The following is a 16,160-nucleotide window of genomic DNA, read 5'->3' as shown; positions in this document are numbered from 1 at the left end:
ACACAGTTTTTAGTTTAACTGCTTCTTAAATAAACAAAACGGCGAATTAGCAAGCTAATTCGCCGTTTTTGTACCAATTCAGGTCAGAATAATAAAATTATTCCCACTCGATTGTTGCCGGTGGCTTACCTGAAATATCGTAAACAACACGAGAGATACCATCGATTTCGTTGATGATACGGTTAGAAACCACACCTAAGAACTCATAAGGTAAGTGTGACCAACGTGCCGTCATAAAGTCGATTGTTTCTACACAACGGAGTGATACAACCCAGTCGTATTTACGCGCATCACCCATTACACCTACCGATTTAACTGGTAAGAATACAGTGAAGGCTTGGCTTACTTTATGGTATAGCTCAGCTTTGTGTAGCTCTTCGATGAAGATAGCATCTGCGCGACGTAGTAAGTCACAGTACTCTTTCTTGATTTCACCAAGTACACGAACACCTAAACCAGGACCCGGGAATGGGTGACGGTAAAGCATGTCGTAAGGTAGGCCAAGCTCAAGACCAATTTTACGTACTTCATCTTTGAATAGCTCACGTAACGGCTCTACAAGGCCCATTTCCATATCGTCTGGTAAACCACCTACGTTGTGGTGAGACTTGATTACGTGAGCTTTACCTGTTGCTGATGCAGCAGATTCGATTACGTCTGGGTAGATAGTACCTTGACCTAACCATTTAGCGCTTTTCAGCTTTTTAGCTTGCTCATCAAAAACTTTAATGAAGGTATGACCAATCGCTTTACGCTTATCTTCTGGGTCTGACTTACCTGCTAAGTCTGCTAAGAATTGATCTTCAGCATCTACTTTAACAATGTTTAGGCCAAACTTGTTACCGAACATGTCCATAACTTGCTGACCTTCGTTTAAACGAAGGAGACCGTTATCAACGAATACACACGTTAGTTTGTCGCCGATTGCACGGTGAATAAGCATGGCAACAACAGATGAATCAACACCACCAGATAAGCCTAAGATAACTTCGTCATCACCTACAGTTTCCTTAATACGCTCAATAGCATCGTCGATGATTTTAGCTGGTGTCCATAGCTTTTCACAGCCACAGATATCAATCGCGAAGCGCTCAAGTAAACGTAAACCTTGGTGAGTATGAGTTACTTCTGGGTGGAACTGTACGCCGTAAAAACGTTTTTCTTCCCAAGACATTGCTGCATGTGGACATGTTGAAGTTTTAGCAGTTGTTTTGAAAGTCTCTGGTACTTCCATCACTTTATCGCCATGGCTCATCCAAACGTCTAGTACGCCTGCACCGCCGTCAGTAATGTGGTCTTCGATAGCATCGAATAACGCACAGTTACCTACTTTTTCAACTTGCGCATAACCAAACTCTTTCTTATCAGAGCTGTGTACGCTACCACCTAGTTGCGTTGCCATTGTTTGCATGCCGTAACAGATACCAAGTACTGGAACGCCTGCGTTAAATACATACTCAGGAGCACGTGGGCTGTTTTCAAGTGTTGTAGACTCAGGGCCACCCGACAAAATAATACCTTGTGGATTAAATTCGCGGATTTGCTCTTCAGTTACATCCCATGCCCATAGCTCACAGTAAACACCAATCTCACGTATACGACGTGCGATTAACTGTGTGTATTGCGAACCAAAATCTAAAATGAGAATTCGTGAATCGTGAATGTCTTTGCTCATGGAGTATCTCGTTAGTCAGGAACTGCTCTCCCAAAGGGAGATGATCAATAAATTAGGGCTAGCAAATGCTAGCCCATGTAATTTCAATACCTTAAGGTAATTAACCTAAGCGGTAGTTTGGCGCTTCTTTAGTGATTTGCACGTCGTGAACGTGTGACTCACCCATACCAGCTGAAGTTACGCGAACAAATTGAGGTTTAGTATTTAACTCTTCAATTGTTGCACAGCCAGTTAAGCCCATTGCACTGCGTAGACCGCCCACCTGTTGGTGAATGATTGTCGCGATAGGACCTTTATAAGCAACACGGCCTTCGATACCTTCAGGAACAAGCTTGTCTGCTTCGTTCGATTTTTGGAAGTAACGGTCTGATGAACCTTCTTTTTGGTCCATAGCACCAAGGCTACCCATACCACGGTATGATTTGTAGTAACGACCTTGATATAGCTCAACTTCACCCGGTGCTTCTTCAGTACCGGCTAACATTGAACCCACCATTACACATGATGCACCAGCAACAAGTGCTTTTACGATGTCACCAGAGAAACGGATACCACCGTCAGCAATAACAGGAATATCACGGCCTTTTAAGCCTTCAACTGCGTCAGAAATAGCAGTAATTTGTGGAACACCACAACCTGTTACGATACGAGTAGTACAGATAGAACCAGGGCCGATACCAACTTTAACAGCATCAACACCTGCATCAGCAAGGGCAATCGCGCCTTCAGCTGTTGCAACGTTACCTGCTACGATTTGTAGATCTGGGTATGCTTGACGTGTTTGTGCAACACGGTCGATAACACCTTGTGAGTGGCCATGTGATGTATCGATAAGTAATACGTCAACACCTGCTTCAACAAGTGCTGCGATACGCTCATCAGTACCCGCGCCAACACCAACAGCTGCACCTACACGTAGACGACCTTGCTCGTCTTTACATGCATGCGGCTTGTCTTGTGCTTTTTGATAATCTTTTACAGTGATCATGCCTTTGAGTTTAAATGCATCATCAACTACGAGAATTTTTTCGATACGGTGCTCGTGCATTAGACCTAAGATTTCATCACGGTCTGCACCTTCTTTAACAGTCACTAACGATTCTTTTTTCGTCATTACTGTAGAAACAGGTTGCTCAAGTTTCGTTTCAAAACGCATATCACGGCTTGTCACAATACCAACAAGGTTATTGTCAGCGTCGGTTACAGGGAAACCTGAAAAACCTTTGTCTTCTGAAAGCGCGATAGCATCAGCAATTGTAAGATCCGCAGTCACAGTAACAGGGAAAGAAACAATGCCCGCTTCGTAAGTTTTAACTTTACGAACGTTTTTAGCTTGCTCTTCAATTGTCATGTTTTTGTGGATGAAACCTAAACCGCCCTCTTGCGCTAAAGCAATCGCTAAGCGTGCTTCTGTTACAGTATCCATAGATGCTGAAACTAGCGGCAAGTTAAGATTGATACCACGCGTTAAGCGAGTTGAAATATTTGCCGTGTGTGGCAAAACAGTAGAATGACCTGGTACTAAAAGTACGTCGTCAAAGGTAAGAGCTTCTTTAGCGATTCTTAGCATAGTGCAACTTCTCACATGTGGATCTGAGTATAAGGAATTGCGGCCAAATTTTATCAGCGTTGTGAGCACGAGTAAATAAAATTATTCATTTATTTGTGTTAAAGTACACAGAGAATTTTTTACTGGGGTTTTTAATGGCTTTTACGCAATCAACACAGCCTGTTTACACGGTCTCGCGCCTAAATAAGGAAATTCGCCATGTTTTAGAACAAGGCTTTTCATCGCTTATCTTAAATGGTGAAATTTCTAACTTTATAGCCCCTGCATCTGGACACTGGTACTTCACTTTAAAAGACGACCGAGCACAGGTAAAAGCGGCAATGTGGCGTGGCAATAATCGCGGCCAAACTTTTCGCCCGAGCAATGGTGCACAAGTAACTGTGCGTGCCCGCGTATCTTTATATGAACCTCGTGGTGATTATCAGCTGATTGTTGAGCATATGGCCCCTGCAGGTGAAGGCTTATTAAAACAAGAATTTGATGCGCTAAAAATGCGCTTAGCTGCCGAAGGTCTATTTAGCTCAGCCCATAAAAAACCATTACCAACTAATATTAATCGTGTTGGGGTAATCACCTCAGCCACAGGTGCGGCTATACGCGATATTCTAACGGTACTTAAACGCCGTGCTCCGCAGCTTGAAGTCGTGATTTACCCAGCTATGGTGCAAGGTGCAGATGCCCACAGCCAATTAATAGAAAAAATAAACATCGCCAATCAGCGCAACGAAGTAGATGTGCTTATATTAGGTCGTGGTGGTGGTTCACTCGAAGATTTGTGGTGTTTTAACCATGAGCAACTAGCTCGCGCTATTTTTGAAAGTCGCTTACCTATTGTTAGCGCCGTTGGTCACGAGGTCGATACCACAATCAGTGATTATGTTGCCGATATTCGCGCCGCAACACCTTCTGCAGCCGCCGAGCTAGTTAGTCCAAATACCGAAGAGCTACATAACAAAGTTACGCAGTTAGTTAGGCACTTAAATCATGCCTTTAAACACTCTTTAGCTGTAAAACGCAGTACTGCCACTCAATTTGAGCATCGCTTGCAGCTATGCCATCCCCGTAATCAACTCAATCAACAAGCGCAAAAACTCGATGAACTTAGTTTGGCCTTACACAGCGCAATGAGTGGCAAAATCCAGCGATATGAGCGAGTACTTGCTAACCTAACACCACGTTTGATGCAACGCTCACCCGAAAAGCAGTTAGCGAAAAGCGAGCATCAGCTCACGCAATTACATGCCCGTCTTACACAAGCGATGCAACAGCAACTTTCAAGTTCTCGAAACCAGCTTTCTTTACAAGCGAGTCGTTTAGATTCTGTGAGTCCACTTAGTGTGTTAGCTCGTGGTTACAGCATTACTAAAAACCAACAAGGTGGCGTAGTAAAATCGGTTAACGATGTAAGCGTAGGTGAGCTTATAACCACCGAGCTTGCTGATGGTCAACTGCAATCAAAAGTTGTATAAAATTACTCCGTGCTTGCAATGATTGTTAGACTATCGTCACTTGAGGTGGTGGAGGTAAATTTAAATTGCTTCCACCAGGTTTGCTCCATCATTTTATCGGTCATGTTGCGCCAATAATGGCTTGGCAAATCATCAACATCCTCTGGTTGCAATAGCTTAAACTGACACACAGAGCTTTTGCATGTTGAGACACTAAGCTGTGGTTGCACTGGTAAATCGGCCATGATTAAAAAATCACTCATAGCTGTTTCAACTTGGTAGGCCCAAGCCTCATCCCGAGATTGCTCTTCTAACAAGGTATAAAGTTCATCCAGGTGTGAGTCGATTTGCTGTGGAGGTATCGCACTTGAACGGTAACTAGCAATCACCGCTTGTTGATTTTCGACTTGTAACTTTAACTCTGCTATTTGTTGCTCAAGCTCACTTTTGCTAACAGCTGCTGAGCTATATGAATTAACTTCAGCGACTTGTTTATTAATAACAGGCGCTATGGCAGTGACTTGCTGCTCTGGTGCTTGAACTATTTGTTCTTCAACAAATTCTTGCTGATAAGTGTGTGGCTGTTGTGGAGTAGGTTGAAAAAGTGACATAGCGACAGCGCCACAAATAAATGACGCTGTAACAGCTAATCCGAAGGATAACTTAGACAATTCCATTGCTCTTTTAAAGTGTAAAACTACAACATAGCACTGGTGTGGGAGGCATTACTAGCGGTAGTCGTACCATCATCTAAAAAGTTTTGGTTCATGCTCTCTGCTGGACAGGGACAGCTCGGTTTGCCGACCACTTTAGCTGGCACGCCAACCACAGTTGTGTGTGCTGGAACCGCACTTAACACGACAGAGTTTGCACCAATACGTGCCCCCTCTCCCACTTCGATGTTACCTAGTACTTTTGCACCCGCACCAATCAATACACCGGCGCGAATTTTTGGATGGCGGTCACCTTGCTCATTACCTGTACCACCTAAGGTTACAGATTGTAGAATCGATACGTTATCTTCAATAACCGCTGTTTCACCAATTACAATCCCAGTTGCATGGTCAAACATAATACCATGACCAACTTTACAAGCAGGATGGATGTCAACGCCAAATACTTCTGAGGTTCTGCTTTGAATGAAGCGAGCAAGCTCTTTTCGGTTTTGTTGCCATAAACAATTTGCGAGTCGGTGTGCTTGTATTGCATGGAAGCCTTTAAGGTTCAAAATAACAGTTAAGTAACTATCGGCCGCAGGGTCGCGATCTTTAACTGCTTTTATGTCATGAGCCACATGCGTCAGCATTAGATCGCATTTAACAAAGGCTTGGTCGAATAATTCACGGATAGTAAATGCTGATACCACCGCATCTGCAAGTTTATTTGCAACAATAAAGCTCAGCGCCGAACCTAAGCATTCATGATTTAACACACACGAATAAACGTGACTTGCTAAAAGCGGTTCACGGGAAACGACTTCGTTTGCTTCATCTCGAAGCTTTTGCCAAATTTCATGACGCATAATTTTGCCTTTCTGGTTGTACCTAACTGCTAAGCCTTAAGTTTAACGGATTTGTAGCAAGATGTACTAACCCGTTGTTTATTTGTTCTGGTTATATCTAATAACCAGAGTAACAACACCTATTTTTACTCTTTTTACTGTGCTTTTTTGCCAACCGCATATGACAGTAGCAAATTCTGACTCTAGCCGAGCAAATTAATTAAAGTGCTTATTTTTCAATAACAAGACAGATATGACATCTTGTCTGTCATATGCCAAAATAGGCACTGACATATCGCTGACGGCGTAAAAAACAAAAATAATCATTAAATTTACATCATCAACTTAACAAGGAAACGATGATGAAAAACGACGTACTAAACTCACACAAGCTAGGTTATAAATTTTACTTTCAAGATGGTGACAACCAAATCGCTTGCTTTGGTCACATCATGAGCGGTAAAGAAAAAGTATATGTAAACGACGAATTGGTAAGTGAAAAACGCAGCTTCGGTTTTAAAAGCCATCATGACTTTAGCTACCAAGGTAATGCTTATGCAGTCAAATTCGAGATGAAAAATATACTGACAGGCAAGCTTGAATGTTCGTTTTATAAAGCTGACAAATTAGTTAAACAGAGCACACAAACCTCACTTACTGATAATCCAAAACAAGTAGCTTTGGTTACCTTAGGCTGTTTTATTGGTGGGGCAATATCGGGTTATGCAGTTGTTACTTTTATTGAACCATTTCTTGGGAAGTAAGTAATGCAACTGAACCCAAATACAATAAAAGCACTTAGACTTAAATTCGATTGGACGCAGCAGCAACTAGCCGATGCCTGTGATGTAAGCCTACGTACCATTCAACGAGTTGAAAAAGAAGGTGCGGCATCAAAAGAAACCACCATGGGCCTATGCGCAGTTTTTGAAGTGCGCCAAGGTGAGCTTATTAAGCTCGATGACGAAGTATCAGAACAAAGCACAACACATGCAGTGAGTAAGCAAAATCTCGCTGCAATCGTAGCGGCTTCTTCGTTTGTCAGTTTTGCCCTTGGTATGGCAACGGTATTTGTTATTTTTTAGGAGTGATAGATGACCAAAGAACAACGCGGCTACGCTACACTTATCGGCTTTGTAATAGCAACCATGCTATTTGCGCTAGCAGTTAAAATTGGCGCAATGCTTTAGCATTTCTAAGCATATAAATAAAATATAACTGTCAGAACTGAGCGTTGAGCTAGGTGCTGGCAGTTTTTTCATATCAGCACCTACAAATACCTTATTAATTGTTTTTTATGTAAACCACGGTGAAAACCCAGCATTTATTGCTAATCTTAAAAAAGTGATAGTGACTAGGAACGAATGTGGTTGAATCAAAAGAGTTTCTAAAATCAATACTCGATACGATCTCAAAACATATTGTTGTAATTGATGAGAAAGGTGATATTCAATTTGTGAATCGCAGTTGGCAAACTTTTGGCGATGAAAATAATTGCCAGTGTAATACCCAGTGGGAAGAGCAAAACTACCTCGCAATATGTCAATCAGCTGCACAGCAAGGTGATGAGTTTGGTGCACAAGCTTTATCTGGTATTAGTCAGGTTATAAACCAACAACTAACCGAGTATTACCTAGAATATCCATGTCATAGCAATACCGACAAGCGTTGGTTTTTAATGCGAGCAGTGCCCTTCGAGCATGCATCAAAACGCTTTATCGTCATCAGCCATATAAATATTACCGAACGTAAAATCGCCGAGCAGCAAGTACAAGAACTCGCCCGTATCGATGGCCTCACACTAATAGCTAACCGACGTCATTTTGATGATTTTTATAAGCAAGAGTGGAGTCGCTGTGCACGTTTAAAACACCCCTTGTCGTTAGCCATGATTGACCTTGATAACTTTAAGTCTCTTAACGATAACTTTGGTCATCTGGTGGGTGATATTTGCTTAAAAGAAGTGGCAAAACTATTACCAGATTATACTCGCAGACCTGGTGACTTGTGCGCTAGATACGGCGGTGAAGAATTTGTACTGGTACTCGGTAATACGCAAAGCCATCAAGCACAAAAACTCGTGACGCGGTTTATGGCAGCGCTAAATACGCTTCAACTACCAGAGCTTGCCGGTCATCCCTTAACGGTTAGTATTGGTTTAGCAACTATCTACCCTAGTAGCATTGATGATGCCATGTTACTCATTGAAATGGCTGATAACGCGCTTTATCAAGCAAAAGAAGCTGGCCGAAATCAGCTTGTAATTGCTGATAACATCGAGCCATTAAACCTAGAACAATGCCCCTAATTAGGGGCATTGATTAGAGCTTTTTTATCCAGTTATTACTGAAATACTTTTTCGACATCAAGTACTGAAATGTTTTTCGCTGGTATTGCAAGTTTATAGTCAGCAATCACTTTGTCTTCAGCAACAAGTTCTGCTGGTTTTTCAGCATTATACACCATAGGTGATGTTTGCTCTGAAACTAAACGTTTTTGCATGTCTTTGCCGTCACCAGTAATAAACACATAGTGAATATTCTCTGTTTGCAGGTTATCGCGAATAACACGGTTAACATCATCAAGGGTTAGCTTTTCAAGCTTGCCGCGCACATAGTCAACAAAGCTCTCAGTGTTATAGAACTCACTATCAAGCGCATAACCTAATTGGCGATCTTGGCTTGCAACCATTTGTGGCACAAAGTTAATTAAGAAGTTACGAGTCGCTTCAAAATCTTCTTTGCTGATGCCATTTTTAATTAGCTTATCAAGTTCAAATAATGCCGTACGCGTTGCAAAGTGCGCATCGTTATTAGAACGAAGCGGACGTAACCACACTTGGAAAATTTGCTCTGAACGACCTAAGTTAGCATCAGGTTTAGTTTGGAACATACCGCGTGGGAAGTACTCAATGTATGCATAGTCACCATAGTTCATACCACGGGTTTGACGAATACGCTGATACAAGAAGCTGTTTGAGCTGCGGTGTTCGCCAAAGTAAGAACGCACTAACCAAAGCGCTGTCCAGTCATCGCTACTACGAATTGTATCGATTGGGAAACCAAATGACACAGCGGTAGATTGCGCTGATTTTTCAACAATCGTTGCATGATGACCTTTAAGTTCTGGCGCATCAGGGATCGTTAAGCGGCTTTCTTTACCTTGCGGAAGCGATGTTAAATCTTTTAGCATAGTCGATTTAACATCACTCGGAATCGCACCAATTAGACCCACTGTTAATTTAGATTGAGTAAACTGGTTAGCATAAAACGCTTTTACATCGTCAAGTGTCAGTGCTTCAAGATCTGATAAATCACCATAGTTATAGCTTTCATACGGATGGCCTTTATAAAGCTGATGATATAGCACTTCTTTACCTAACTCTTCGTCATTTGACGCTTTCAGACCTGCTTTAATGCTATCAATAAGCTCTTTTTTCAGGCGTTTAAAATCATCTTCTCTAAAGCCAGGGTTTAACAACTGGTCGCTAACAAGTGCATACCACTGCGCGGCATTGTCTTTATGTACACGGCCGCGTAGTGAAATCATCTCTTTATCGATTTGATAGCCAAAGCTTCCCGCTAGTGGATATAACGCTTTTTGAATATCTTTGTAGCTCATCGTTTCTGAGCCACCTTGCGCTAGCATCGCTGCAGTGAGTGCTGCTAAACCTTTTTTACCATGTGGATCAGCCGCTGCGCCGGTATTAAATAACCAGTTAACATCAACCAGTGGTGAGCTATTGGTTTTATCAAGTACTTTAAAGTGACGCTCTGTTGGGGCTTGCTCAATACTGGCAACCAAGGCATTTAAATCAACTTCTTGCTCAAAACCAGCCACTTTATCAAGCGCCGACATTGTCACCGTGGTACGGCTCGGATCAACAAAATATTTGTTTGCTACCGCTTTGATATCTTCTGGCGTGATGCTATCAGCAGTTGCGTACAGTTGGTTAATAACCTCAGGGTCGCGTTCAAAATGCATGTAGCTTGCAAGCGTTGACGCAATTGACTGCGATGAATCAAGACCATTAATAAAGCTGTATTTTAGGTTTGATTTTAAATCCGCTAACTTTTGTGCATCAACTAACTCAGTACGTGCTTGCGCATAAGTACGGTTAATCGCATCACGGGCTTTCGCAAGGTCCGCTTCGTTTTCGACTTTTACAAAAACATGTAGTAAACCCGGATCTTTAGTATCTGGGTTATAGGTAAACATTTGGCTGGCAATTTGTTTATCAACAACAAGCTCTTGATAAAGTGCCGAGTTGTTAGAGAAATACAGCTGTGAGATCAAATCAAGAGCGGCACGGTCTTTTTGAGTAGGATCCCATGCAGTGCCTTTGTATGACACAAGCAACCAGTGGCCTGGTAAACCATCATTTTTTTCATGTACATATTTTGCGGCTTGTTGCTTTGGTTCAACAGGGATATCTGCTTGGTAATCGCCTTTTTTCCAATTACCCCAATGCTTTTTCACCATTGCCATGGTTTCTTGTGGATCAACATCACCTACGATGACTAAAGATACATACTCAGGCTTATAAAATTTAGCGAAAAACTCTTTACCATAGGCCATTTGATCAGGCATGGCTTCAATGTCTTCGAAAAAGCCCATGGTGGTGTGCTTATAGGTATGCTTTTCGAATGCTTCGTTACGAACCGCAGAAAGTAACTTACGAATTGGGCTAGCATTATTCTTTAAATACTCACCTTTTACAGTCAGCGCTTCAGTACGGAACTGCTCTTCGCTGTAAGTCAGGTTTTGGAAAATATCAGCTTCAATTTCGAGCACTTTATCTAAGTGCTCTTTTGAGAAGTTTAAGTGATAGTTAGTGTAATCGTTAGTCGTATACGCGCGATTATCAACACCTGAGTTTTTTAAAATATCTGAATACACATCTTGTGGGAATTTTTCAGAGCCTTTAAACATCATATGCTCAAAGAAGTGTGCAAAACCGGTTTTACCTGCTTCAACCTCATTACGTGAACCAACCGATACTGGAATTTGCAGTGACACAACATCAGGGTAATCTGTTTTAACGACCATCACGCGAAGGCCATTCTCAAGCTCTTCTAATAGATAATCTTGGCTAAATACACGGTTATCATCTTGGCTTACTTGCTGCTCAATTTCGACTTCTTTAACCATAGTTGACTGTGAGTTACTTGCGCAGCCACTTAAAGCAAGTGTTACAGCAACACTGGTTGCTAATAATCTAAATTTCATAATGTTCCCTTGTTAGTTATTTTTCTCATAATCATTGCTGCTTGATTATGCATCAAAGCGCCTGAAAATATGAGGGTCAGAGCAATAATTTATGTAAACAGGTGTGTCAATTTTGCGAAACGCTCAGCTTTAAACTTGAGTAAAATTCATAGTCATTGAAAAACTTTCAAGAAAAAAATCTATCTAGACGTCTAAATGGCTGCTATATTATTTGTCATAGACATTAGCACGAGCTGGAATGAGGATTATGGCTTTATCATTACAAGAGAAAATTGAAGACACCAATCAAGGCGTCTACCTAATTGGTACCACACCACCAAAGTCAGGTACTGATAAAGCACAGCTTGAGACCATTGCTCAGAAGCTACTTGGTCGTTTACACGAAATTGAATACGATGGTGTAATCATCTACGACATTCAAGATGAAAGTAGCCGTATTGCAAAGCCGCGTCCTTTTCCGTTTAAAGAAACGGTAGATCCCCGTGAATACAGTCAGTTACTACGTAGCTTGTCGCAACTTGATGTGATCACTTATAAAAGTGTTGCCCAGCGTGGAGAAGCAGAGTTTACCGAGTGGTTAAACGAAACACGTAACGACTTTGAACTAAAAAACTTAGTGTTAGTGGGTAGTCCATCATCTCATGGCGATATCAAATTAAGCCTACCTGATGCATATAAAACGCTGGCAAAACAGAACAATGATGTATTTTTAGGTGGCGTTACTATTGCAGAGCGTCATGCCAGCAAACGCAATGAACATGAGCGTTTAGTTGAAAAAACAGCACAAGGTTGTAAGTTTTTCATCTCGCAAGCGGTTTACAATGCTCAAGCAACGATTGATTTGATCACTAGCTATGCGCGTAGTTGTAAAGCACAAGGCACAACACCAAAACGCATTATTCTAACGTTTACCCCTTGTGGTGGTGAAAAAACCTTAGAGTTTATGGAATGGTTAGGTATCTCAGTACCAGAAGCAACTAAGTACCGTATGTTAGATTCGGCAAATACATTGAGTGAATCAGTGCGTATTTGCCGTGAGAATCTCGACTTAATTTTACAAAGCTGCGCACATTTAGATGTACCGCTAGGTTTAAATATTGAGAGCTTAACCAATCGTAAAGAAGAAATTGATGCGTCAATTAACCTTTATCGTTTACTTAAAGCAACCATGGAATTAAACCTAGCTGAGAAGCAAATAGCTTAACGTGCAGCCTTAGAGGCTTGCTTTTTCTCATACATGTCTTCATCTGCTCGTTTTAATAGCTCAGCAAAGTTTTCTTTTGGCTGAGCTATTACCCCTGAACCAATACTTAAGCTCGTGACAGGAATGCCCCTCTTCTCTAAATTCACTTGGAAAGTGGTGTTTAGCTTATCAGCGATGCTGTCTACGCAATCACCGGGCTGAACTTGCAATAACGCAATAAACTCATCACCCCCTAAGCGGCCGATAATATCGGTTTCACGTAGGCATTCTTTCATCGTGTCAGCTAAACAAATCAGTGCGAGATCGCCCACTTCATGGCCATACGTATCATTGAGTGGTTTAAAGCTATTTATATCGATAAATAAACAACTAATATCAAAACCAAGACGTTTCGATATATTTAATTTATGTTGGCAAAGCAGATCTATTGCACGGCGGTTATAAATATTAGTGAGTGAATCGAGCATGGCAATTTCACGCATCTGCGTAAAGTTGTCTAACAGTGCAAGGTCATCTTCAACCATATCGCGAAGCTGCTCGATTAGTTCTAAAAAGCTCTGTTGATAATGGGTTTGTTTAAAATCCATAACACAAAAGGTGCCAAACGGATCACCACTTGGCCAGCTAATTGGCACCCCAAGATAAGACTCAAAACCATCTTTTACCAGTGGGCTGTCATCCCATTGACTATCTTGACTGGCGTGATCAACATAAAGCGGTGCCATGTCACGCAGTACTTTTTTGCAGAAGATATTATCGTCGGCGCTTAATTCAGCCCCGGCATCATAGGGATTTTCTTGTTGCTCACTGGAGACGATAATACGATAGACATCATCTGTTTTATGAACGATGAAGCCTGCGGGAGCAGAAAACAACTCGGTCATGAGATCAATTGTTTTCTGCCACTTTTCTAAGGAGAACTGTTTATCAGCGCGGCGGAACGTCCATTTATTCTCTTCTAACATACTAAACTCTCAACTTTAGCCGGAGGATAGTATAAATATATGCCAGATTTAGGAACGTCTCCTACTTTTTTGCCCTAAAATACGTTTTTTATCACGAGAGCGGCGTGCCTTATTCGTATTTTTACGAACTTGCTTTGGCTCTTTGGTTAAATCAGGCTCATACCCTGGTAACCACTGCGGCGTGAGCCTTGTGTCGAGTAAGATATCTATTTCGTCCAATAGCCACTGCTCATCGATGCTAACCAGCGACATCGCCATCCCTTTCTCGCCAGCACGCCCTGTTCGACCAATACGGTGTACGTAGTCCTCAGCCACATAAGGCAACTCATAGTTAATCACATACTTGAGTGAGGCAATATCAAGACCTCGGGCAGCAACATCTGTCGCAACCAGTACTCTTGTCGCACCTGATTTAAAATTTTGCAGTGCTTTATCACGCGCACCTTGGCTTTTATCGCCATGAATAGATTCGGTTTTTAAGCCGTCTTTACACATTTCTTTAGCAAGCACATCGGCGGTTTGTTTAGTACGAGTGAATATCAGTACTTGCTGCCAATTTTTCATGCCAATCATGTGTGATACCAGCTCGCGTTTACGGTCTTCATCAACCGCATATACTAGCTGCTCAACTTCAACCGCTGCTGAGTTGCGTTTATTCACTTCAACTAATTTAGGATCATTTAATAACTGCTTACTGAGTTTAAAGATGCTGTCGTCAAATGTGGCTGAAAAAAGTAAAGTTTGGCGCTCTTTTGGCACATGGCGCAAGATGCGTTTAATTTCGTCAATAAAGCCCATATCAAGCATGCGATCAGCTTCATCGAATACCAAGGCGTTAATGCTGGAAAGTTTAATACTGCCTTTGATCACATGATCAAGTAAACGCCCTGGTGTTGCCACTACAATCTGCGCCCCTTTTATGGCTTTAATTTGTGGGCCAATACTAGCACCGCCATAAGCCAGTGCTGCTTTTATTTCAGTATGCGCTGCATAACGCTCTACACTTGCAAATACTTGCTGAGCGAGCTCACGGGTCGGCGTTAAAATTAGGACTTTAACGGCATCAGGGAGTACTTCAGCAGATAACAAATTATGCAGTAGTGGTAAAACAAACGCGGCGGTTTTGCCCGTTCCCGTCTGTGCACTGCCCATTACATCTGCACCCGCTAAAATAAGTGGGATTGTTTGCGCTTGAATTGCTGTGGGGGTGTGATAATTCTCTTCTTGCAAGGCTGTTAGCAATGCAGGGTCAAGATTTAATTCTGAAAAGGTCGCTACTGACATAGTCTGAAGTACATTTGGCTATAAAAGCGCTATTGTACGCGGAACATCAGCAACAAAAAAGGCGCAATGAGCGCCCTTTGTAGCAATTGTAAAGATTACGCTGGTTTAAGTGATTCTTTACGTTGATTATAAAAACTAATTAGGTCATCAACTGTTGCTTGGCAATAATCACGAATGCCAGACACAAGCATGTGTTTTTCACCCGACCCTACTTTTTCGCCATTTTCTAACAGGTTGAAGCGAAGCGTGATTTTGCCGCGTTTGCCAGTAAACTCAAAATCAGGCTCAGCAAATTGTAATTCAGGTGCGCTGATATCAAGGCGATCAAGGTTAATCAGCATTGATTCGTAAATCACCATTGGGCGGGCTGGGTTGATCATCACATCCTGCTTCCCCATCAATGGAATAATCACGTGCGGGAAAGTCGTGCCAGAGAACTCAACATAGTTTTTGATTAAGCTATTTGTTAACTCAGGACATTGGCTAATAGCCCCTTCTCGTTTCACTTTTAGCATGACTTTTTCGCCATCGGTGATCGCAAACTCATCAGCCCCTTCAGGGAAAGTCAGCTTTGAATTTTCATCAACCATGCCTGCAAACGTGAATTCCATTTTTTCACTGATGCCATAGCGGTTTAAAACCAGCGAAAAAAGTAAATCGCCCGGCACACAAAACTTTTTGGCATCTTTATCATGTAAAGGATTGAAATCATCAGCCACTAACTTGGCAAAACGACAGCCTTGCTCACGTGAGATAGAAACGTAATCAGCATGTTGCTGATAATAAGGACTTAACATAATTGTTCACTGCTTAAACTACTTATAACCTGACTATACTACCAGATAAAATGAAAATAGAGGTCGAATCTGTTAATTATTAATCACGCGCTCAGCATATGTTTAAATGCATGAGCTAAAATAGTGGTTTTGATAGGCTAAATTTAAATTGTATCAATTTGTACGAAACAATTAACAAATAACGCAGAATAGTAAAGACTAAGGCCCAACTAAATTTAGTGAAAAACTATTAGCTAAAACTAAATATAAATTCAGTTTCCCTTTTAAAACAACAAGCTAACTTTAGAATATAAAGAAAATACGCCAATAGGTTGAAATTACTGGCTTTGCATAGCACCTATTTGTAGCTATAACGATAAATGAGGTATGATAGACACGCTTTTTTATCGTGTAATCGCCACTCATAGGCTGCATAAATAATAATTATAATAAACGGCAAAAAAATGAGTACTCAAAGTGAGTTGGGCAGGTTACATCAGCTTTCGAT

13 protein-coding genes are annotated in these 16,160 nt (G+C 41.6%); 5 read left to right on the top strand and 8 right to left on the bottom strand.

Annotated features, from left to right (window positions below; all coding sequences use genetic code 11):
- Positions 1 to 97: 97 nt before the first annotated feature.
- Together guaA and guaB are read right to left on the bottom strand one after the other, a co-directional pair.
- Complete coding sequence (guaA, locus tag PASHI_RS05800; protein ID WP_054551226.1) at positions 98 to 1,675, bottom strand: glutamine-hydrolyzing GMP synthase; 1,578 nt, start codon at positions 1,673 to 1,675, stop codon at positions 98 to 100.
- Between the two features lie 100 nt (positions 1,676 to 1,775).
- On the bottom strand, positions 1,776 to 3,245 hold the full coding sequence (guaB, locus tag PASHI_RS05795) for an IMP dehydrogenase (RefSeq protein ID WP_054551225.1): 1,470 nt from the start codon (positions 3,243 to 3,245) through the stop codon (positions 1,776 to 1,778).
- A gap of 134 nt (positions 3,246 to 3,379) precedes the next feature.
- On the opposite strand from guaB, the gene xseA reads away from it, so the two are divergent.
- Positions 3,380 to 4,714, top strand: a complete 1,335-nt coding sequence (gene xseA, locus PASHI_RS05790; RefSeq protein WP_062564886.1) for an exodeoxyribonuclease VII large subunit — start codon at positions 3,380 to 3,382, stop codon at positions 4,712 to 4,714.
- Positions 4,715 to 4,716: 2 nt separating this feature from the next.
- Here the strand turns inward: xseA and PASHI_RS05785 are convergent, their stop codons facing one another.
- Positions 4,717 to 5,304, bottom strand: a complete 588-nt coding sequence (locus tag PASHI_RS05785) for a hypothetical protein (RefSeq protein ID WP_062564885.1) — start codon at positions 5,302 to 5,304, stop codon at positions 4,717 to 4,719.
- 86 nt (positions 5,305 to 5,390) lie between these two features.
- Complete coding sequence (cysE, locus tag PASHI_RS05780; protein WP_054560835.1) at positions 5,391 to 6,215, bottom strand: serine O-acetyltransferase; 825 nt, start codon at positions 6,213 to 6,215, stop codon at positions 5,391 to 5,393.
- 338 nt (positions 6,216 to 6,553) lie between these two features.
- On the opposite strand from cysE, the gene PASHI_RS05775 reads away from it, so the two are divergent.
- The 3 genes from PASHI_RS05775 (at position 6,554) to PASHI_RS05765 (ending at position 8,502) form a co-directional block, all read left to right on the top strand.
- Positions 6,554 to 6,958, top strand: a complete 405-nt coding sequence (locus tag PASHI_RS05775; RefSeq protein ID WP_062564884.1) for a hypothetical protein — start codon at positions 6,554 to 6,556, stop codon at positions 6,956 to 6,958.
- A gap of 3 nt (positions 6,959 to 6,961) precedes the next feature.
- The gene (locus tag PASHI_RS05770) at positions 6,962 to 7,279 is read left to right on the top strand and encodes a helix-turn-helix transcriptional regulator (protein ID WP_062564883.1); all 318 of its coding nucleotides are present in this window, start codon (positions 6,962 to 6,964) and stop codon (positions 7,277 to 7,279) included.
- A 281-nt stretch (positions 7,280 to 7,560) separates the two neighbouring features.
- A complete protein-coding gene (locus tag PASHI_RS05765; RefSeq protein WP_062564882.1) occupies positions 7,561 to 8,502 on the top strand; it encodes a sensor domain-containing diguanylate cyclase in 942 nt (313 codons plus the stop codon).
- Positions 8,503 to 8,537: 35 nt separating this feature from the next.
- Here PASHI_RS05765 and PASHI_RS05760 read toward each other — a convergent pair whose 3' ends face one another.
- Positions 8,538 to 11,423 carry a M16 family metallopeptidase gene (locus tag PASHI_RS05760; RefSeq protein WP_062564881.1) on the bottom strand — a complete coding sequence of 962 codons (2,886 nt, stop codon included), beginning with the start codon at positions 11,421 to 11,423 and terminating at the stop codon, positions 8,538 to 8,540.
- A gap of 247 nt (positions 11,424 to 11,670) precedes the next feature.
- Between PASHI_RS05760 and PASHI_RS05755 the strand changes: the two genes are divergently transcribed.
- Complete coding sequence (locus tag PASHI_RS05755; protein ID WP_062564880.1) at positions 11,671 to 12,627, top strand: methylenetetrahydrofolate reductase; 957 nt, start codon at positions 11,671 to 11,673, stop codon at positions 12,625 to 12,627.
- Here the strand turns inward: PASHI_RS05755 and PASHI_RS05750 are convergent.
- The 3 genes from PASHI_RS05750 to PASHI_RS05740 form a co-directional block, all read right to left on the bottom strand.
- The gene (locus PASHI_RS05750; RefSeq protein ID WP_062564879.1) at positions 12,624 to 13,592 is read right to left on the bottom strand and encodes a sensor domain-containing diguanylate cyclase; all 969 of its coding nucleotides are present in this window, start codon (positions 13,590 to 13,592) and stop codon (positions 12,624 to 12,626) included. The two genes, PASHI_RS05755 and PASHI_RS05750, sit on opposite strands and share 4 nt — an antisense overlap.
- 48 nt (positions 13,593 to 13,640) lie before the next feature.
- On the bottom strand, positions 13,641 to 14,876 hold the full coding sequence (locus tag PASHI_RS05745) for a DEAD/DEAH box helicase (RefSeq protein ID WP_062564878.1): 1,236 nt from the start codon (positions 14,874 to 14,876) through the stop codon (positions 13,641 to 13,643).
- A gap of 95 nt (positions 14,877 to 14,971) precedes the next feature.
- Positions 14,972 to 15,673, bottom strand: a complete 702-nt coding sequence (locus PASHI_RS05740; protein WP_062564877.1) for a DUF3581 domain-containing protein — start codon at positions 15,671 to 15,673, stop codon at positions 14,972 to 14,974.
- Positions 15,674 to 16,160 lie beyond the last annotated feature (487 nt).

It is taken from the genome of Pseudoalteromonas shioyasakiensis, from assembly GCF_001550135.1.
GTDB classification, from domain to species: domain Bacteria; phylum Pseudomonadota; class Gammaproteobacteria; order Enterobacterales; family Alteromonadaceae; genus Pseudoalteromonas; species Pseudoalteromonas shioyasakiensis.
The sequence above is the reverse complement of the archived record's forward strand: the minus strand, read 5'-3'. Positions and strand labels throughout refer to the sequence as shown.

Coding starts and splice junctions, on each gene's coding strand:
- guaA (WP_054551226.1), bottom strand. CDS start 1,675: ATGAGCAAAGACATTCACGATTCACGAATTCTCATTTTAGATTTTGGT.
- guaB (WP_054551225.1), bottom strand. CDS start 3,245: ATGCTAAGAATCGCTAAAGAAGCTCTTACCTTTGACGACGTACTTTTA.
- xseA (WP_062564886.1), top strand. CDS start 3,380: ATGGCTTTTACGCAATCAACACAGCCTGTTTACACGGTCTCGCGCCTA.
- PASHI_RS05785 (WP_062564885.1), bottom strand. CDS start 5,304: ATGTCACTTTTTCAACCTACTCCACAACAGCCACACACTTATCAGCAA.
- cysE (WP_054560835.1), bottom strand. CDS start 6,215: ATGCGTCATGAAATTTGGCAAAAGCTTCGAGATGAAGCAAACGAAGTC.
- PASHI_RS05775 (WP_062564884.1), top strand. CDS start 6,554: ATGATGAAAAACGACGTACTAAACTCACACAAGCTAGGTTATAAATTT.
- PASHI_RS05770 (WP_062564883.1), top strand. CDS start 6,962: ATGCAACTGAACCCAAATACAATAAAAGCACTTAGACTTAAATTCGAT.
- PASHI_RS05760 (WP_062564881.1), bottom strand. CDS start 11,423: ATGAAATTTAGATTATTAGCAACCAGTGTTGCTGTAACACTTGCTTTA.
- PASHI_RS05755 (WP_062564880.1), top strand. CDS start 11,671: ATGGCTTTATCATTACAAGAGAAAATTGAAGACACCAATCAAGGCGTC.
- PASHI_RS05750 (WP_062564879.1), bottom strand. CDS start 13,592: ATGTTAGAAGAGAATAAATGGACGTTCCGCCGCGCTGATAAACAGTTC.
- PASHI_RS05745 (WP_062564878.1), bottom strand. CDS start 14,876: ATGTCAGTAGCGACCTTTTCAGAATTAAATCTTGACCCTGCATTGCTA.
- PASHI_RS05740 (WP_062564877.1), bottom strand. CDS start 15,673: ATGTTAAGTCCTTATTATCAGCAACATGCTGATTACGTTTCTATCTCA.